We start from the raw sequence: 19,658 nt of genomic DNA on the forward strand, positions 1-19,658 counted from the left end.
TGGCAACGGCGGTTGGGGGCGAGGGTCAAGCGACTGGGCGATCGCCCCTGGCATCTTGAAATAGCCGCCCCATAAAGACAGCCCCAGTCCCAGCAGTAGCGTTCCTACACGACCCATCTGATACTTCCCCAGAGCCTCCCCCGGCTGAAAAAGTTGGTAGCATCCTACCACCCAGCCCTCCAGCTTGGGGAATTCCCCCTCAGGGGGATTAAATCAGGGGGATTGAACCAGACACCAGATCCCAAAACGGCTTGGCACTAACCTCACAAAACAACTCACCCACCCGAAACACTACCTTCTTCCTTCTTCGTTCTTCCTTCTTCGTTCTTCCTTCTTCGTTCTTCCTTCTTCCCTTTTCCCAACGCAAATCGCCCAGCAGAAACACTACCGGGCGATCGCACTTTATTTGTCTAAGCCGTGAAAAAGAAATTAGAACCTAGTAGGTCTCAACGTGCCAGCGTTCTTTAATTGAGCGCTGATAGTCCTTCCAGGTCACGCCTTCCTTTGCCGCAGCCTCGGCCATTGCAGCATCAATGCCGTCCTCCATGCCCTTCAGACCGCAAATGTAGACATGGGTCTTCTCATCCTTGACCAATGCCCAGATTTCATCTGCATGTTCTGCCACCCGATCCTGGATATACATCCGGCCGCCTTTCGCGTTCTGCTGCTCACGGCTGATGGCGTAGGTCAGGCGGAAGTTCTCAGGATACTTGGCCTGAATCTCCTCCAGTTCTTCCTTATAAAGGATGTTCGGGGTCACCGGAATCCCAAAGATCAGCCAGGCCAGCCCCTTGAACTGGTAGTCCGGGTTCGCTGCCCGCTCGTTGTCCTTGAACATGCGCCACAGGAACGCCCGGAACGGCGCAATGCCTGTACCCGTCGCCATCATGATGATTTTGGCATCAGGGTCGTCCGGCAGCAGCATTTCCTTGCCAACGGGGCCAGTGATCTTCACATCCGCACCCGGCTCTAGGTTGCACAGATAAGTGGAGCAAACGCCGTAAACCGTTTCACCCGTTTCGGGATGCTTATATTCCAACTGGCGGACGCACAGCGACACAGTCTTGTCGTCCATGTTGTCGCCGTGGCGGGTTGAAGCAATGGAATATAGGCGAAGCTTGTGGGGCTTGCCTTTGTCATCTGTGCCTTCGGGGATAATGCCGATGCTCTGACCTTCTAAATAGTGCAGGTCGCCACCCGACAGATCAAACGTGATGTGATTCACCGTGCCAATGCCGCCCTCGCGCACCAGCTTTTCGTTTGAAATGCACTTGCCAATAAACGGGGCATTGGGACGGTAAATGTTAACCGGAATCGTAGACTTTTCTTTTTCTTTAGCCTGGGTCATGGGTTTCTTCCCTTCCGCTTCAGGAGTTGGCGACTCGGCCACAGCAGCAGGGGTCGCTGCGGCGGGAGGGGCTTCAGGGGCAGGAGCGGCCTTGCCGTTGGCTTCGCCATCAATAGTCAGGGGACGAATGCTAACAATCTTGCCCCCCAAGCGGGTAATCCGCTGCATTTCCTGATTCATGCGAGAGTAGGGCACGGTGATAAACACGCTGCCGCTCCGACGAATAGGAAAGTCTTGTCTATCGGTTTCTTGGTTTTGGCGTAGACCTTCGACCTCATAGAGGAAAAGGCGACTCCCGGATGGTGAGTTGGCAGCGCCACCTGCTGCGCTAGGGTTATACATCGTTATGTCAATGCTCTCTGAACCAACAATGGATGAGGAACGTTGAGCGCGAGCGCGGATGAGCGTTGACGGTCTGGCGGTTGCTTCCAGGCTTGTCAATTCCGGCATCTGCGAACCCGCATCCCAGGCGATTCCCAGTTTGCTATATAGCGTAGCATTGCAGGGGTTGCCTCGCTCACTGAAGCCCCAGACAGGAATAGACCCTGTCCGATCTGCTCTAACCATAGACGAGCCGCCCAGATGCAGATTGTTAAAGCCGTTTCAATTTCACAGCAATTTCATATTCCCAGGTGTCCCCATTCCCCTTAGCATAGAGATTAGGAACTTGGGCATAACCCGCTTACCTTGTAGGTTGCGGGGATTCTCTGGTAAGATTTCTAGTATCGCTAGTAGTAAATACTTAGTTGGCGACTAGTTAGCGCTTGAGAGCCGGGTATCCAACTGGATGTTTCACCGGTCTGGTGTGCCATCAGTATTCAGCGGGCGCATGGTGCCAGCGGTCTTGCTAGCAGCGTAATGTGCTTGAACAGGCGACGTGCCTGAGAAGTCATGTGCAGTCATTCTACAGGTGCTACTTAAACTCAGAACCTATGGTGCTTGTTAGGCGGACAGGTGCTTTTAGCGTTTTGGGTATTGCCTGGAGTGATCGAGCCGGACTTGTGGGCAGGTGGGAGTCGTGGGCAGTTAAGAGGACAGTCAAGAGGACAGTTGTTTTAGAGGAAAGCTATGACCAATAAGCCAGACCGTGTAGTTTTAATTGGCGTTGCCGGTGACTCTGGGTGCGGCAAATCCACCTTTTTGCGCCGCTTGGCAGATCTTTTCGGCGAACACATGATGACCGTTATCTGCTTAGACGACTATCACAGTCTGGATCGTAAGCAGCGCAAAGAATTGGGCGTGACGGCGCTGAACCCCAAGGCGAATAACTTCGACTTGATGTACGAGCAGATTAAGGCTCTGAAGGAAGGCAAGTCGATTGAGAAGCCGATTTATAACCACGAAACGGGGATGATTGACCCGCCGGAGACGGTTCATCCCAACCATATTGTGGTGATTGAGGGGCTGCACCCGATGTATGACGAGCGAGTGCGATCGCTCCTCGATTTCAGCGTCTATCTCGACATCGACGACGAAGTAAAAATTGCCTGGAAAATCCAGCGCGACATGGCAGAGCGTGGCCACACTTACGAAGACGTGCTGGCTGCCATCAACTCGCGTCGTCCCGACTTTGAAGCCTACATTGACCCGCAAAAGCAGTACGCGGATGTGGTCATTCAGATTCTGCCGACCAAGCTCATCCCCAACGACACGGAGCGTAAGGTGCTGCGGGTTCGTATGGTTCAGAAAGAAGGCGTGGAAGGATTTGAGCCTGCCTATCTGTTTGATGAAGGCTCGACCATCGACTGGATTCCCTGCGGTCGCAAGCTGACCTGCTCCTATCCGGGGATTCGCCTGTTCTACGGCCCCGATAGCTACTACGGCAACCCGGTGTCGGTGCTGGAGGTGGATGGCCAGTTTGATCGCCTAGATGAGGTGATCTACATCGAAAGCCACCTGAGCAATCTGTCTACCAAGTATTACGGGGAACTGACTGAACTGCTGCTGAAGCACCGTGAGTATCCGGGTTCGGCAAACGGCAGCGGTCTGTTCCAGGTGTTGGTAGGGCTGAAGATGCGGGCCACCTACGAGAAGCTGACCTCGCCCGATGCAATGCTGGCGGCCAAAGCTGGCTCCAATTAGGCCGTGAGGCTCAACTGAGGCTCAATTTTTAGGTTTAGTGGTTGGCGTTCCTGGGCTGAGGTCTGGGGACGCTGATTTTTTGGGTAGGGCTGACGCAGTTGGAGAAATTATCCAAAAATCAAAGAGCTTATCGCAAGTGCGTAAGTCCTGTTGGGTTTAATTTGGGATTTGGGAGGGCGGGATGAGGCTATCAGAAACGCTGTGGCAGGAAAACCAGAATTTGGCGATCGCCTGTTTGAACCACCCTTTTGTGCAGGGCATTGGCGACGGCTCGCTAGACAAGGCAAAATTTAGCTATTACGTTGGGCAGGATGCCTTTTTTCTAGAAGCCTTTGCCCGCGCCTACAGCATTGCTGCTGCCAAAGCCCCTGACTGGCAGGGATTTCAGGTATTTCACACTCTGGCGGGCGGTGTGCTGCATGAGTTAAACTTACACGAAAGCTATGCAATACAGTGGGGAGTGGATTTGCGATCGGTGCAGCCGGGAGCCGCCACGCGACGCTATACCGACTTTTTGCTGGCCACGGCCTGGAGCCAAACGGTCGGTATTATAGCCGTGGCCATGCTGCCCTGCATGAAGCTCTACGCATTTTTGGGGCAGGCACTAGCAGCGTCGGGCACTCCTGCCCATACCTATGCTGACTGGATTCGCACCTACAGTAGTGCTGAGTTTGAGCCGCTGACGGAGCAGCTTGCCGACTTGTCGGAGCAATATGCCACGCTTACGCCGCTCGTGCAGACCACCTACCGTTATGCGATGCAGTGTGAGCTAGACTTCTTTGAATCGGCTTGGGCAGACCACTAGGCTTGCTGAGATTAGGAACATCGAAGTCTATGGAAATTGTTTTAACAAGGGCAGTTTGGGGCATCTTAAAATTCTAGGTAGGTTTAAGTTATGCCCAAGTTATAACTGTTGACGGAGTGGCAGCAAGAGACTGCGTTGGGTTACGGGTAACGTAGGAGGCAGTCGTCCTGAATCTGGTCACTGCATCTGTTAACGCATCTGTCGGTAAGCGTCATCCAGTTAACTGTATGCTGTCCCAACCCTCCGATGGTTTTCCCCACGTTGACTTGTCGGATACTCTACTCCACCTCCGCGCCTTCTTTGAGGAGGCGATGGACGCAATGGCGATCGCCGACGACAGCGGCCACTACATTGATGCCAATCCCGCTGCCTGTGAGTTATTTGGTGTTTCTTTAGACGATTTGCTCGGTCGCTGCGTTGCCGATTTTTCCCAAGTCGAGTTTGATTTTCCAAGTGCCTGGCAGCAGTTTCTACAAAAGGGGCGGGAGCGGGGAGAATTTACCCTGGTGCGTCCCGATGGCACGGTGCGCGAGGTGGAATACGCCGCCACCGCCCACTTTGTGCCTCATCGACATTTATCGGTGCTGCGGGATATGACCGAGCGTCGCCAGCTAGAGCGCCAGGTGCAAGCCCTAAACCAAGATCTAGAGCAACAGGTTCAGCGGCGCACGGCAGATCTGCTGGCAGCCAACGCCATGCTGCAAGCCACCAATCAACGACTGCAAGCCGAGATTCGACAGCGAGAGCGGGCAGAAATTGCGCTGGAGTGCGCTGAAGACGGCGTGTGGGACTGGCATATTCCAACTGGTACGTTATGGCTGTCTGGCGCGTGGAAGCGGATGCTGGGCTACGATGACAGAACAGACGAAATTGGGGATCGCTTGCAGGAATGGAGCAGTCGGCTCCATCCTGACGATCGAAATCGGGTTCTGTGGGAAACGGAAATTCATCTGGCTGGGCGCACGCCCCTATTCCGCAGCGAATATCGGTTGCGGGCTAGGGATGGAACCTGGCGATGGATTCTTGACCGGGGCAAGGTGGTGGAGCGCGATGCGACGGGTGCGCCATTGCGGATGATCGGCACCCATGTAGACATTACCGAGCGCAAGCACTTGGAGGAATCCCTCCGAGAGAGCCAGCAGAAGTATCAAACCCTGTTTGAAATCTTGCCTGTGGGGGTATCGATTACCGATGCAGCGGGCAGGGTGATTGAGGTGAACCCAGCTTCTGAGCAAATTTTGGGGATTTCGGCTAGAGAACATACGCGACGGACTTGTGATGGAACGACATGGAACGTTCTTCACGCCGACGGCAGCCCAATGCCGCCGGACAGGTACGCTTCGGTCAAAGCGTTGCGAGAAGGACAAACCATCTTGGGGCAAGAGCAGGGAGTTCGGCGGCCGGATGGATCGGTGTGTTGGGTGAGTGTCAGCGCTGCGCCGATTCCGCTGGAGCATTATGGAGTGGCGATCGCCTACGTCGATATCAGCGATCGCAAAGCTGCCGAACTTGCTCTCCGCCAAAGCGAACTGCGGCTTCTAGAAATTTCCAACTCGTCCCCTGCCAATATCTACATTCTAGTGCTGCGACAAGATGGCTCCTTGTATATAGAACACATGAGCCGGTCAATTGAAGAGATTCTTGAGTATTCCGTGGCTGAGGTGATTGCAAACCCCAACTTGCTCGTCGAATGTATTCACCCTGATGACCGAGCAACGTATGAAGCCGCTGTGCAGCGTAGTCTTGTTGGGCTAGAACCGTTCTATTGCGAGTGGCGCGTTATCACTCCTTCGGGTCAGGTGAAATGGCTGAAGGGTAGTTCTCGCCCCAAGCAGCGTGACAATGGGGACATCGCCTGGTATGGCGTGGTGCTGGATATTAGTGATCTCAAAGCCGCCGAAACTGCCCTCCAGCGCCAAGCTTATCAAGAGCGAATGCTCGGTGAGGTGGTGCGGGCGATTCGCAGTTCCCTTGACTTGAACACGATTTTCACAATTTCTGCTGCCCATATTGCTGAGTTTTTGCAGGGAGAAGTGGCGATCGTGCAATATCTGCCCGCAGAACGCTGCTGGCGACATCTGGTGGTTCACAATCAGCTACCCAATACCCCCGATAAGCTGGCGTTTGACATTTCGGATAGGGATAATCCCTTTGCGGAACAGCTCAAGCGGTTGCAGATAGTGCAGATTGACAACACGACAACGATTCAAGATCCGATAAATCGACGGCTAGCAGAGGTGTTTCCGGGAGCATGGCTGCTAGTGCCCATCAGTGCAAACGCCAAAGTTTGGGGCAGTTTGACCCTATCTAGGGCGGGTTCTGAGGTGGCTTGGCAGGCTGAGGAAAGGGAACTGGCAAAGCGTGTTGCTGATCAGTTAGCGATCGCCATTCAGCAATCTAGCTTGCATCAGCAGGTGCAGCGATGGGCTGCCACGCTAGAACAGCAGGTGCGGGAGCGCACCGCCGAACTCCAGCAAGCGCTAGAGTTTGAGGCGGCGCTCAAGCGCATTACAGATAAAGTGCGCGATAGCCTGGACGAGCGCAAAATCCTGCAAGCCGTGGTTCAAGAATTGGGGCAAACGCTGCGGGTGCTGTGCTGCGACACAGCCCTTTATGATTTGGAGCATCACACTTCTACCATCTATTGCGAATATGCAGCGGCAGATCAGTCGGCGGCCGGCCTGGTTCTCCCGATGGAGGATCATCCTCAACTTTACACACAGCTTTTGCAAGGTGTGGGTCAGCAGTTTTGCCACTGCTGCCTCGAAGTTCAAGTCAGTCGGCAGTTGATGCATGATTCAGCGATTCTCACACAGCCGATTCGAGATGATCAGGGCAGTTTGGGCGATATCTGGTTGCTGCGGCCGCGCGAGCAGTGGTTTAGCGAACCCGAAATTCGGCTGGTGCAGCAGGTGGCTAATCAGTGCGCGATCGCCCTCCGCCAGTCTCGGCTCTACCAAGCCGCCCAAGCCCAGGTGACAGAGCTACAGCGACTGAATCGACTCAAAGATGATTTTCTCAGCACCGTTTCCCACGAACTCCGCACGCCCATGGCCAGCATCAAGCTAGCCACCGACCTGCTTGAAGTTCACCTCCGGCAATTGGGGCTGTTGCCAGAGCCAGGCCAATCTACCCCCACGCTACTGTCCCAATATTTTCAAATCCTCAAGGACGAGGGCCAGCGCGAGATTAGCCTAATTAATGACCTGCTTGATCTAACCTGCCTCGATGCAGACGCAGAACCACTGATCCTCAGTCCCCTCACTCTGCAAGATTGGTTGCCCCATGTGCTGGAGCCGTTTTGGGAGCGGGCCCAGCGCCAACAGCAGCAGCTAACCCTGTCTATAAAGCCCGATTTGCCACCGATTGTTACCGATGCGTCGCTGCTCCAGCGGGTGCTGCGCGAACTGCTGACCAATGCCTGCAAATATACACCCACGGGCGAGGCAATTGAGGTTTCAGCTACGGCGACAGCGACGCTCCTGAACCTGTGCGTGGCGAATACGGGGGTAGACGTGCCCGCGACCGAGTGCGATCGTATCTTTGATCGGTTCTACCGCATTCCTAACCTCGATCCCTGGAAACACGGCGGCATGGGGCTGGGGCTGGCGCTAGTCAAAAAACGGGTGGAATATCTGGGCGGCATGACTCAGGCCGAATGTGAGTCTCGGCGGCTTAGCCTGAGGATTCAACTGCCCCTAGAGCGATCGCCCCAATGCCAAAACCCCCAAGCCCTGCGCGAAAACTTCCAGGACTGATGCACTGAAGACGCTCTCTCGCGCTTAGCTTTCAGGCTTAGCTTTCGGGCTTAGCTTTCGGGCTTAGCTTTCGGGGGCTTCGTCCTCGGCATCTGGGTCTTCCGCTTCACCAGAGGGCGGCACCAGCGCCACATCGGCGATCGCATCGTCTTCATCCAATCGCTGCACACGCACCCCCGTCGCCGCCCGCGACTGACAGGAAATCGCGTTTACCACCTGGCGGATGATAATGCCACGGCTCGTCACCAAAATCATTTCATCATCTTCGTTTACCACGCGCAGCGCCGCCAGTTCATCGCCCGCCTTGCGGAAGCGAATTGCCCGCAGCCCCATGCCAGCCCGCTTTTGCAGCCGGAACTGATTCACCGGAACGCGCTTGCCCAGCCCACCTGTGGTGATGACCAGCACCCACGGCCCTTGCGCCGTGCTGCACTCCTCCTCTGCCAGATCGCCATCGCTATCGGTGTCGTCGCCCTCGGCAATGGTTTGCACCACCTGGCTGGGTAAGATATCCATGCTCATCAGCTCATCGCCCTCGCGCAGGCTCATGGCCCGCACGCCGCGGGTTGGGCGACCCAGGGGACGCAGTTGCTCATGATCCGTGCGGAAATGGATCGTCATGCCCTTGCGAGAGCCGATGATGATGCTGTCGTCTGCAGTGGTCAGTCGTACCCAGCGCAACTGGTCGCCGTCTTCCAGAGAGATCGCAATCAGCCCGTTGGTGCGGATGTTGCCGAAGGCCGAAAGCTGCGTCTTTTTAATGAAGCCCTTCTGGGTCAACATCACCAGATAAAGATCATCGGTGAATTCGGTCACCGCAACGACCGAGGTAATCTTCTCCTCCACAGGAATCGGCAGCAGTTGCACGATGGGCACACCGCGAGACGTGCGGGACCCCGTGGGCACCTGATAGGCCCGCAGACAATAGGCCACGCCGCGATCGCTAAAAAATAAGATATTGTCGTGGTCGTTGCAGGTCAGGAAGTGATCAATGCCATCATCTTCCTTCATGCGAGTGCCGGACTTGCCCCGCGTTGCCCGGTTTTGCGCCTCAAAAGTGCTGACGGGCATCCGCTTGATGTAGCCCTGCTCCGTGACGAGAATGATGGCCCGTTCATTGGCGATCAGGTCAATATCGCCCAATTCGCCATCGAGGGGTTCGATTACTGTGCGACGCGGGGTGGCGTGGGCCGCTTTTAGCTCCACTGCTTCGTCCCGAATAATTTGTAAAATGCGCTCCCGGTTGGCCAGGATGTCTTGCAGGTCGGCAATTTTGACTTGCAGTTCATCGTGTTCTGCCTGAATTTTGCCTGCCTCCAGCGCGGTGAGGCGGCGCAGTTGCATTTGCAGAATCGCGTCGGCCTGCGCTTCTGACAAGCTGTAGCGTTCCATCAGCTCTTGCTTTGCAGTAGGCGTGTCCGCTGCGCCCCGAATGAGCGCGATAATCTCATCCAGATTCGCCAGGGCAATCAGATAGCCCTGCAAAATGTGATCGCGTTCTTCTGCTTTTCGCAGTTCATAGCGCGTGCGGCGCGTAATCGTTTCAATGCGAAAATCGAGGAACACTTGGAGGGATTCTTTTAATCCCAAAAGCTGCGGTTCACCGTTCACCAGAGCGAGGGTGTTGACTCCAAAATTGGCTTGCAGCGGCGTTTGTTTGTAGAGGTTATTGAGGACGACGCGGGGATAGGCATCGCGTCGCAGTTCAATCACGATTCGCATTCCGTCGCGATCGCTCTCATCGCGGATATCAGCAATGCCTTCCAGCCTGCGCTCGTTCACCATTTCGGCGATTTTCTCGATCAGCGCGGCCTTGTTGGTTTGGTAAGGCAATTCGGTAATGATGATGGCTTCGCGATCCGGTGCGCCGCGCCGCTCGATGGTTTCAATGGTGGCCACGCCGCGCATGGTGATGGAGCCGCGCCCGGTGGCGTAGGCTTCGCGGATGCCGCTGGTGCCCAGGATAATGCCGCCTGTGGGAAAGTCGGGGCCGGGGATGATTTGCATCAGTTCGGCATCGGTCATGTCTGGGTTGGCGATTAGCGCCACCAGCCCGTCTAGCAGTTCACCCAGGTTGTGGGGCGGGATGTTGGTGGCCATGCCGACCGCAATGCCCGATGAGCCGTTGAGCAGCAGTTGGGGAATACGAGCAGGCAGAACCAAGGGTTCCTGCTGCGACCCGTCGTAGTTGGGGACAAAGTCTACGGTTTCCGACTCGATGTCTTGCAGCAGCGCGTTGGTGGTAATGGCCCGCAGACGACACTCGGTATATCGCATGGCGGCGGGCGGGTCGTTGTCCACAGAACCGAAGTTGCCGTGCCCATCGACGAGGGGCGATCGCATCGAAAAATCTTGCGCCATTCGCACCAGCGCGTCATACACTGCCGTATCGCCGTGGGGATGGTATTTACCAATCACGTCGCCTACCACGCGGGCGCATTTGCGAAAGGGGCGATCGGGCGCAAGGCCCAGTTCGTGCATGGCGTAGAGAATACGACGATGAACGGGTTTAAGACCGTCTCGCGCATCGGGAAGCGCCCGCCCTACGATCACGCTCATGGCGTATTCCAGGTATGACCGGGACATTTCCGTGCGGAGGTCTGTGGGCACGATCCGGTCTTGGGGCGACTCCGAGGAGAAAGTCATAGATTGAAATGCTCCGAAAAGGGTGAGAAGGGGACTAGAAGTCGAGCTTTACGACCTGCGTTCTGCATTACCGCTGTGGATTGCAGTTTTGTATTGCAGTTTTGTATTGCAGGCTAGAGCAAGTTCTGGATTGATACCGTCAACCCGCGCCTAGAGAGATAAGCCTACATATTTCTTTGCGGGCTACATATTTCTTTACAGACACAGCATCGCTCTGCTTCCGACCGCATCAAACAGGCTGACTTGGTTCTAGATGAGGACTTGAAAAGTACCCAAAAGGCTTGAAAATCAAGCATTTCAGCATCTCAAATTATAGCACACCCCCTTGTTTTGCCGGAGCCTGAGCCGGGGCACTGGGCGATCGCCCCAAAGCCCTGACCCTCCAACCCCTTCGCCTAATTCCCTGCACCAGATTGCCCCACTCTGCTAGGAATCCCTCCCGGAGGGATTTGTTGCAAATCGACACTTTTTTATTTGGCATCTCCGGAGAAAATTGTGACACCACTGTAGTCACCTGTGCCAGTAGCCCAAAGCGTTCTGCATCCCCCGCAGACGCTTGCTCCGGGTAAAAGCTGTCCAATCGCAGCATAGACGATATAGGACGATATAGACGCTGCAAGATAGACGCTGCAAGCGGTTCAGCAAGTTCTCTGGGGTCGCGGCTGGCATCCAACACCTGTCATCACAAAGGGCGCAACTATGGCGATTATTCAGCTAACCGCGAAAGTTCGAGATTTTCGAGCCGATCATCCCGACTTTGAAAATAAGCGGACACCGCTAGAAACAGGACTGGTGCTGCCCATTTTAGGCGAGGATAATAAGCCCGTCTTTAATGAAGGGCGATCGCCCCGCAGTCATACCGTTACCAGCAAAAATACCTTTGACCAATGGTTTCGCAGCGTTCCGGGTGTGAACGCCGAAACTGAGATTCAGCTAGAGCTAGACAACGGCGTTGGGCAACCCGGCGGCACCTATCGCTATCATCGCGAAAGCTTTTTTCCGATCGACGATCGGCTGTTTGGCAATCTGGATAAGGAGCTTTTTCTCCTCGATCAAAACGGGATGCCGGGGAATACGCTGTCTCCCATTGGCGAACGCCTAAGAGCCAAAAAGAACCAGAATTCCAATCCCGACGATCGATTTAACCTGACCACGCCCGGAGCCTATCGCCACCCCGACGATGGCAAGTTTCATAACTACCACTTCACGCTAGAAACCTCAGCCAAGTTTACCTACCAGGGCACAGAGGAGTTTGTTTTTGAAGGCGACGATGACCTGTGGGTGTTCATTGGCAATCAGTCCATCGGCGGCGGTCGCACCGGAGCCTTGCTCGCCATTGATATCGGCGGGGTGCATGGCAAAGAGCACCGCAAGCTCGACCTCCGCCTCAACAATCCCCAAAATCAGGCCGCCGACCCCAGCCGCCATCTGAAGCTCAACCTGCGTCAGCATTTGGGGCTGAACCTTGGCGATGCCTACGCGCCGCTGAATCTGGAGCTAACCGTCGGCGAAACCTACGAGTTTTTCTTCTTTTTTGCCGAACGCCACACCCATCGCTGCACCTTTCGGATTGAAACGTCGCTGCTGCTCAAGCCGCTGCCCCGTGTCCGGATTGAGGCGACTCAGCCCAATGCAGTAGAGCCGACTCCCTACGCGGCGGCTGTGCCCGGACAGTTTCGCATCAGCTTGGTCGATGGGGCAACGGCTCCGGCCAGTGGGCTGTGGGTGCGCTATCGGCTGAAGGATCTGCCTGCGCCGCGCATGGCGATCGCCCATCAAGATTTCATTCTCTCGTCGCCGGCCCTGCCGCCCAGCAGCGATCGCGTGCTGATTCCCGCCGGACAAACCAGCGTGCTGCTGACCGTCACGCCGCTGGATGACAACAACCCCGACGAGGGCCGCGAAGAGGTGTGCGTGGAGCTATTGGGCTACGAAAACGGCGGCTATCAACTGGGCGATCGCACGGAAGATACTGTGTTCATTGCCAACTACGCGCCGCCCCTCGCCACCGTACAAAAGCTGCGGGATGCCGTGGAACCGCGCCCCGGCGAAACCATGACCGAAACCCATGTCGGTTTGCTTGAAATCTCGCTGGCGGGCGACCTGCCGCTGGAAAATACGCCCGTGCGCTATCGGGTCATTGAAACACCGGGCCTGCCCGCCGCCACTCCAGGCTCGGACTATGAACCCCTCAGCGGCACGGTGATGATCAATCGCGCCACCCGCAAAGCCCAAATTCGCGTCGTTGCCAGAGCCGATGTCGCGGGTAACGAAGGGGTGGAATACGTCTCCATTGAGCTATTGCCTCAGGTTGATTACCGCCTTCCCGCTGTAGGCGCAGCCGGACGCAGTGCCATGCTGTCGATTACCGACCCAGCGTTGCCGCCGCCGCCGCCGCCCCTCGTCCGCATTTACGCCGTGCGCGAGGCGCTCGAACCCCGCCCCGGTGAAGCCCTGACCGAATCTCATGTGGGATTGTTTGAGGTCAGCCTGGAGGGGCCGATTTTGCAAGACCAGACAACGGTGCGCTACCGGGTGATCATGCCTGCCGACGTGCGAAACGCCACGCCCGGTCAGGATTATGAATCCTTGAGCGGGGTCGTGACGGTGAACCGCGCTACTGGCAAGGCCCAGATTCGCGTCGTCGCTAGGGCCGATGTCGCGGGTGATGAAGTAAACCCGCAGGAGCATGTGGTGCTGGAACTAGTGCCAGATGTCACCTACCGTCTGCCCGCTGTGGGTGAGCCAGGCCGCAGCGCTCGCATCCGCATTCTCGATCGCCCAGTGCCGCCGCCGCTGCCCGTTGCCCGGATTCGCACCCTGCGAAATGCCAGGGAACCCTTACCCGGAGAGGCGATCGCCGAGAGACATACCGCCCTATTCGAGGTCAGCTTAGAAGACGTGGCTCCCCAGGGACAAACCACCGTGCGCTATCGCGTCATCACGCCGCCAGGTCTACATCACGCCACCTTTGGTCAGGATTATGACCCCCTGAGTGGCGTTGTGCAGATCGATCCCAGCAGCCGCAAAGCCCATATCCCTGTGTTCGCCCGTGCAGATATTCCCGGCGACGAAGCCGCTACGCCAGAGCATGTCGTTCTGGAACTGCTGCCCGATGCGGCCTATCGAGTGCCCAATCCGGGTGAACCCGGACGCACCGCAGCCATTGTAATTACAGACATGCCGATTGCCACGCTGCAAGCCACCCAGCGCTGGACCAGGGAACCCAAGGATGCTCAGGCGCAGAGAACCATGCGCCCTGCGGACAAGGGCAAGTTTGTGGTAACCGTTCGCCCCAAACCACCCACGCCAATGTTTGTGAACTATGAGGTGAATCGCAACGCTCGCAAGGCCGCGCAACCCCGCGACTATACCCTCGACCCGCCGCAGCGCGTCCGCATCGATCCCCAAACGGGTCAGGGCATTATCTGGGTCACCCCCCATGCTGATAATCAAGATGAAGACAACGAGCGCGTGGTGCTGCAACTGCGTCCGGGCGACGGCTACCTTCCCCATTGGGAATTACCCCAAATCACCGATGTGGTGGTGATTCAGGATACCCGCCCCCGCAACCCAGTAGACTCCAACCCTGATCCAGGCGATATTTTCTTCCCGCAGCCCACCTAGTTTGCTGATCCCCCATTCTTCAGAAATCATGCATCTTCCTTTCCCCAAAACGCTTCCTGCTCTGAAATTCAGCGGTCTGCTGCTGGCAACGATCGGACTGGCGGCCCAGCCCAAAGGGGCGATCGCCCAATCTGCTCTCCTAGAGGGCGACCCGATGGCCCAGGTCACTTCCGTCAGCGAGTTTGCCGACGTTAGCCCCGGCGACTGGGCCTACGAAGCGCTGGCTTACCTGGCGAATAGCGAACAGCAGGGCGGATTGGACTGTTTAGAGGGCTATCCAAACGGCTCTTTTCGCGGGCGACAAGCCTTAACCCGCTACGAATTTGCCGCAGGTCTGGCTTCCTGTCTGGATGCCGTCGTTGGTCGGCTGGAGAATCTTGACCCGGAAGCCCTAGCGCGAATCGAAGCCTTGCAGCGAGAATTTGCCCGCGAGTTGGCGGATTTGCGGGGTCGCGTGGATTTGCTGGAAGACCGGACAGCGGAACTGGAAGCCAACCAGTTTTCGACCACGACCCGGCTGGCAGGCGAGGGGATTTTCGACATCAACGATCTATTCGGCGATCAACTGGAGGCAGTGGGCAACACCACGGTGTTTCAATATCGCGCCCGCTTGAATTTTCAAACCAGCTTCAGCGGCGATGACTTGCTGCAAACTCGGCTGACCGCAGGCAACCGAACCCCCCGCACAGTTGTCAGCAGTTTGGGTCGTTCCAACCTGGTTCCAAACGTTGTGCCGCGTGGCACCGCAGAGGGACTGCTGATTACGGCCCTTGGGGGCGACACCAGCAACAATGTCCAGGTGGATCGATTGACCTATGGCTTTAACCTGGGTCAGCGCCTCAGTGCCTACGTCGCGGCGATTGGCGGCACGCATCAAGCCTACGTCCACAGCACTCTCAGCCCCTTCTTCAACGATGCCGATGGCGGCAATGGTTCCCTGTCGCCCTTCAGCCAATACAGCCCGATCTATCGCATCGGCGGCGGCACGGGGTTCAACTATCGCTTTGACGACGACGGCACGCTGGCGCTGTCGCTCGGCTACTTGGCCGACAACGCCGCCAATCCTGGCGAAGACAGCGGCTTTTTTAACGGCGACTATGCCGCGCTGGGGCAACTCACCTTCGCCCCCAGTCAGGATTTCAACATCGGACTAACCTATGTCCACGGCTACCATACGGAAGTTGCCACGAGCGGCATTTCCACACCCAACGCCATCTTTGATCTGGGGCTGGGCAGCAGCCGGTTTTTTACAGGCACGGTTCCTGCCAACGCGCTGCACGGGGCGCTGGGCGTACCCGCTGTCACCAATTCCTATGGTCTAGAACTGTCGTGGCGCATCAGTTCCGGCATCAGCCTCAGCGCTTTTGGTGGCTATACCAACCTGACGCTGCTGGAAACCGGGCGCGGCGATATCTGGTATTATGGGCTGGGGCTGGCCTTTCCTGACCTGTTTGGTGCAGGAAACCTGGGCGGCATTATGGTGGGCGTGGAACCCTACCTGACCGGGTTGCGGGGTCAATATACCCTTGCCAGTCTGGGGCTGGAGAATGATACTTCGCTGCATATCGAGGCTTTCTACCGCATTCGCGTCACGGATAATATTTCGATTACCCCCGGCGTGATTGTGGTTACAGCCCCAGAGCAAAACCGCGATTTGTTTGATTCGTTTGTCATCGGCACGCTGCGGACGACGTTTCAGTTCTAAGTAGGCGGACATAGATAAACATAAAATCAAGAACCCTGCGCCGCCCACCGCGCGGGCGGCGCAGGGTTTGGAATCTGTTTTTTAATTTGGTCTATCTACTTAGAAGAAGCGGATGAACGATACAGAAAACCTGAATCCGCCTGCGGTGCTGGCGGCAATCTTGGCAGACACGAGCGTACTCGATTTTCAGATGCTCTCGGAACCCCTGATGGGGGCCCTGCTGCGATCGCTCTGTGCCAGCAAACCGGGCGGGCGATTTCTGGAACTGGGCACGGGCACGGGTGCGGCGACGGCCTGGATGCTGGACGGCATGGATGCCCAGTCTACGCTGTGGACGGTGGATTGCGAGGCAGGGCTGGTGGCGATCGCCCAGGCTCACCTTGCCGCCGATCCGCGCGTGTCTTTTTTCGTGCAGGACGGGGGGCAATTTCTAGAATCGCTGGCGCAGCAGGGCGAGTCCTTCGACCTGATCTTTGCCGATACCTGGCCTGGCAAATACACCCATCTGGATCTGGCGCTTTCGCTGGTGAAGCCGGGCGGGCTGTACCTCATCGACGATATGCTGCCCCAGGCAAACTGGCCCGAGGGGCACGCCCCCAAAGTAGACGCGCTGATTGCCGATTTGGAACAGCGGAACGAGTGGGCGATCGCCAAACTGGCCTGGGCCAGTGGTATCCTCCTGGCGACCCGCCGCTCGCGTTTGTCGGTCAATCCCTAGCGGTGTTGAGATAGAGCTTACGCACTTGCGATTCGTTTGCTGAATTTTGGACGATTTCTCGCGGGGGTAGCCCATGAGGAGTCGCCCAACGGCGTGAGTCCTGTGCAGGTCAGGTATTTTTCAACTGCACAAAAACCGCGCCACGCTGGACTTTGGTATCACTGCCGTAGCTGGTGATGGTCAGCGATCGCAGGTGGTCGAAAAACGGCTTGCCCGCCAGTTCTGCCAGCTTGAGGGCGGGGATGCGCTGCTCCAGCGGCTTGCGGACGCTCTCCCAGTCGAGATAGAGATAGCCATCGTTGTAGGGCGCGAGGGGGGCGATCGCCTCCTGAAACGATTGGGCAGTCCTCAGCGACTTCTGGGGATGCTTCAGAATTTCGTCCATCGCCTCGACCGAAGTCGTGAAAATTTCGTACTTATCGAGCATAGTGTGAGCGCCCTGCACATCGGCCTGGAGTTCTGCGCCCCGCCGTTTGCTGCTGGGCGAAAGCTGTGTCCAAGTGTAGACACGGCGATCTTCCAGAGTAATCGGGCCGACCGTGAGGCCGCGTCGTTGGGCGATCGCATTCAGCTTCTCGATCCCCGCAGCGGTTTCCGGCGATTTCTCTGCCACAAAGACCCACTCCGGCTCGCGGCCCGGCGGCGACACCAGCCCCAGCGCAAACTCCCGGTTTACCCAGGGCACGAGGTCTTCCTCAAAGGTCACGCCCCACCGATCTTCCAGAGCGGCGATCGGCTGCCCCAGCAGGGCCGACAGCACACCATAGTCCTGCAAGCCTTCGGTCAGTTGCCCCCAAAGCTGGCTCAAGTCCGTCCCCGATGCGGAAAAAGGCGTAGCAGGGGGAATAAACTGCAACGCGCCGACGGGTTCTGTCAGGGCTGGCTTGTGAGCCGTCAGCGGTTGCCCCGGAGCCGCCAGCAGCGCCGTCTCTGCCAAAAGCCCCTGCCGCGCCAGTTCAATACCCGCCACCAGGCTCTCAAACTGGCGATTCTTGTCGCTGCTCAGCCTGCCCAGCGGACTCTGGCTGCCCAGCCACGCGCCCAATTGCGGCAGGTTCACAAACGTCAGCCCGATCTGGCGTTCTGGCAGGGCCGCCAGCGCCTCCTGATATTTTTGGCTGCTTTTCAGGCTTAGATCTGGCGCTTGCACGTTGTTGATGGCATCGCGCAGAACTTTGGGATAGTTGGCAAACAATACGAAGCGATCGCCCACCACTGCACTTGCCAGCGTTGGGGCTAGCGCGACTGGCTCTGTCAAGCCTGCCCCCGCCCCCTGCTCATAAATAACTTTGACACCGGAATATTGCTCAAACACAAGATTACTTCCGGCGATCGCCCGCTTCTGCCAAAAAAGCTGCACAAACTCCTTCGCCTGCTGCGGGTTTTCGGTTTCCAGCGCCAGCAAGTAGCCCGGCTGCTGCCCGTTGGCGGGGGTGCGGTCGATGTCGGGACTGGTGACCGCCAGCGTGATTTCGCTCCCCAGCCAGGGCTTAATATCCGCGTCGTAGCTCAGTCCGCGACTGGTCAGCAGCGTCCGCTCCAGCGCCTCCAGTTCCTCCCGCGCTTTGCGGCGATTGCTCAGCGACGACACCGCCAGCCGAAACGCCCGAAGTTGCTCTGGTTTCACCAGCAGCGACACCATCGCCGGAGCCTGTTTAGGCACAAACATCGCCGCCTCCGGACTCGCAACTCGTCCCCCTTGCAGCAGCCGCAGCGGACTTTGCCCCACGAGCCAGTAAAAGCCTGCGATCGCCAGCAGCAGCAGCGTCAGCGCCACCGAACCCAGCGCCAGGTAAAACGAGCGAGCCTTCATGAACCCATACCAGCGAAAGTTTTGCCAAAAGTCATGCCAAAACTTAGTGTAGTACCGCAGGGGGATCGCGGATTGGCGAATCCTAGGAAAGTCGCCCCTGAACAGCTTTTCCCGCACAAAATCGCCACAATCTCTCTAGTGAATGTCACGCCCTATTCACCCCCTCAAATTCAACCTCCCAACTTCAACGCCAATGACAGAATCAATGCCCGTTTCAAAAAACGCCGAACTCTCCAGTGCTAGCGACGTTGTAGATGACGTTGTAGACATCGCAGTCGTCGGTGCTGGATTATCTGGCCTCGTCTGCACCCAGCGCTTGCATCGGGCAGGCTATCGGGCTGTGGTTCTAGAAAAATCGCGGGGACTGGGCGGGCGCATGGCGACGCGGCGATTGCCCGACACTTGCGCTGACCACGGGCTGCGCTGGCTAGAAGCCCAGGGGCCCCAGTCGCAGCAGTTGATTCAGGCGATGCTGGGGCGTGGACTGGAGCCGTGGGCAGGGACGGTGTATCGCTGGCAGCCCGACGAGTTCATTCCTCTACCCGCCACTCCCCGCTATGTGGCAGCCGACGGCATCACGGCTGTCGCAAAACAGCTAGGCGCGGGGCTGGAGATCTGGCGGGGGCAGCGGGTGGTGGCGATTTCTCCAGCATCCCAGGGCTGGGAACTGACCCTTGAGTCGCTGGCGGGCGATCGGCAAGCGCTGTCTGCAAAAGCGCTGGTGATGGCGATCCCGTCTCCCCAGGCGCTCGATTTGCTGCAACCGCTCGGTTCCGTTCTGGAGGTAGACTTGCTAGAAGCGCTGGCTGCGGTGCAGTTTAACCCCTGCATCACGGCGATCGCCTGCTTTTCGGAGGCTGAGCGGGCGCTGTTTGAAGCGTTGCCCTGGGCAGCGGTGCAATGTCCCCCAGAGGCTCCCGCAGCCTGGATTTCGCAGGAAAGTTCTAAGGGGCGTAATCCTGATTGTCCCGCGCTGGTGGTTCAGAGCAGCGCTGCCTTTGCCGCAGCACACCTTGATGAGACTGACCTGACAGCCGCAGGAACGGCGCTGCTGGACTATGCAAAAATGCACCTGCTGTCGGGACTGCCTGCGCCGCAGATCCTGCCCCAAGTCTTGCAAGTGCATCGCTGGCGATATGCAACCGTGCGATCGCCC

Annotated in this window: 10 protein-coding genes; 7 read left to right on the top strand and 3 right to left on the bottom strand. The window is 57.3% G+C overall.

Going from position 1 to position 19,658, the window contains the following annotated elements; translation table 11 throughout:
- Positions 1-436: 436 nt before the first annotated feature.
- Positions 437-1,690 (bottom strand): ferredoxin--NADP reductase, encoded by a 1,254-nt coding sequence (gene petH, locus IGS51_RS06100; protein WP_297077178.1) that lies wholly within the window; start codon positions 1,688-1,690, stop codon positions 437-439.
- Positions 1,691-2,416: 726 nt separating this feature from the next.
- Between petH and IGS51_RS06105 the strand changes: the two genes are divergently transcribed.
- From IGS51_RS06105 to IGS51_RS06115, 3 genes are all read left to right on the top strand, one after another.
- The gene (locus tag IGS51_RS06105; RefSeq protein WP_297077180.1) at positions 2,417-3,430 is read left to right on the top strand and encodes a phosphoribulokinase; all 1,014 of its coding nucleotides are present in this window, start codon (positions 2,417-2,419) and stop codon (positions 3,428-3,430) included.
- 181 nt (positions 3,431-3,611) lie between these two features.
- Positions 3,612-4,235, top strand: coding sequence for a TenA family protein (locus tag IGS51_RS06110; protein WP_297077182.1), 624 nt, complete (start codon positions 3,612-3,614; stop codon positions 4,233-4,235).
- A gap of 266 nt (positions 4,236-4,501) precedes the next feature.
- Entirely contained in the window at positions 4,502-7,993 is a 3,492-nt protein-coding gene (locus IGS51_RS06115; RefSeq protein ID WP_297077184.1) for a PAS domain S-box protein, read from the top strand.
- 63 nt (positions 7,994-8,056) lie between these two features.
- On the opposite strand, the gene gyrA is transcribed toward IGS51_RS06115, so the two are convergent.
- Positions 8,057-10,639: a DNA gyrase subunit A gene (gene gyrA, locus IGS51_RS06120; RefSeq protein WP_297077186.1), complete on the bottom strand. Its 2,583-nt coding sequence runs from the start codon at positions 10,637-10,639 to the stop codon at positions 8,057-8,059.
- A gap of 699 nt (positions 10,640-11,338) precedes the next feature.
- On the opposite strand from gyrA, the gene IGS51_RS06125 reads away from it, so the two are divergent.
- The 3 genes from IGS51_RS06125 (at position 11,339) to IGS51_RS06135 (ending at position 16,689) form a co-directional block, all read left to right on the top strand.
- The gene (locus IGS51_RS06125; protein WP_297077188.1) at positions 11,339-14,266 is read left to right on the top strand and encodes a fibro-slime domain-containing protein; all 2,928 of its coding nucleotides are present in this window, start codon (positions 11,339-11,341) and stop codon (positions 14,264-14,266) included.
- 28 nt (positions 14,267-14,294) lie between these two features.
- Entirely contained in the window at positions 14,295-15,971 is a 1,677-nt protein-coding gene (locus IGS51_RS06130; RefSeq protein ID WP_297077190.1) for an iron uptake porin, read from the top strand.
- Between the two features lie 112 nt (positions 15,972-16,083).
- A complete protein-coding gene (locus IGS51_RS06135) occupies positions 16,084-16,689 on the top strand; it encodes an O-methyltransferase (protein WP_297077191.1) in 606 nt (201 codons plus the stop codon).
- Positions 16,690-16,798: 109 nt separating this feature from the next.
- On the opposite strand, the gene IGS51_RS06140 is transcribed toward IGS51_RS06135, so the two are convergent.
- Positions 16,799-18,502 carry a DUF3352 domain-containing protein gene (locus IGS51_RS06140; protein WP_297077193.1) on the bottom strand — a complete coding sequence of 568 codons (1,704 nt, stop codon included), beginning with the start codon at positions 18,500-18,502 and terminating at the stop codon, positions 16,799-16,801.
- Positions 18,503-18,707: 205 nt separating this feature from the next.
- Here IGS51_RS06140 and IGS51_RS06145 point away from each other — a divergent pair.
- Positions 18,708-19,658: FAD-dependent oxidoreductase (locus IGS51_RS06145; RefSeq protein WP_297077195.1), on the top strand; the 951-nt coding region annotated here is incomplete at its 3' end.

Origin of the sequence: Thermoleptolyngbya sp. M55_K2018_002 (genome assembly GCF_015295965.1) — a bacterium.
Lineage (GTDB): Bacteria > Cyanobacteriota > Cyanobacteriia > Elainellales > Elainellaceae > Thermoleptolyngbya > Thermoleptolyngbya sichuanensis.

Bases quoted from the DNA above. Each gene is read 5' to 3' on its own strand.
- petH (WP_297077178.1), bottom strand. From the start codon at position 1,690: ATGTATAACCCTAGCGCAGCAGGTGGCGCTGCCAACTCACCATCCGGG.
- IGS51_RS06105 (WP_297077180.1), top strand. From the start codon at position 2,417: ATGACCAATAAGCCAGACCGTGTAGTTTTAATTGGCGTTGCCGGTGAC.
- IGS51_RS06110 (WP_297077182.1), top strand. From the start codon at position 3,612: ATGAGGCTATCAGAAACGCTGTGGCAGGAAAACCAGAATTTGGCGATC.
- gyrA (WP_297077186.1), bottom strand. From the start codon at position 10,639: ATGACTTTCTCCTCGGAGTCGCCCCAAGACCGGATCGTGCCCACAGAC.
- IGS51_RS06125 (WP_297077188.1), top strand. From the start codon at position 11,339: ATGGCGATTATTCAGCTAACCGCGAAAGTTCGAGATTTTCGAGCCGAT.
- IGS51_RS06130 (WP_297077190.1), top strand. From the start codon at position 14,295: ATGCATCTTCCTTTCCCCAAAACGCTTCCTGCTCTGAAATTCAGCGGT.
- IGS51_RS06135 (WP_297077191.1), top strand. From the start codon at position 16,084: ATGAACGATACAGAAAACCTGAATCCGCCTGCGGTGCTGGCGGCAATC.
- IGS51_RS06140 (WP_297077193.1), bottom strand. From the start codon at position 18,502: ATGAAGGCTCGCTCGTTTTACCTGGCGCTGGGTTCGGTGGCGCTGACG.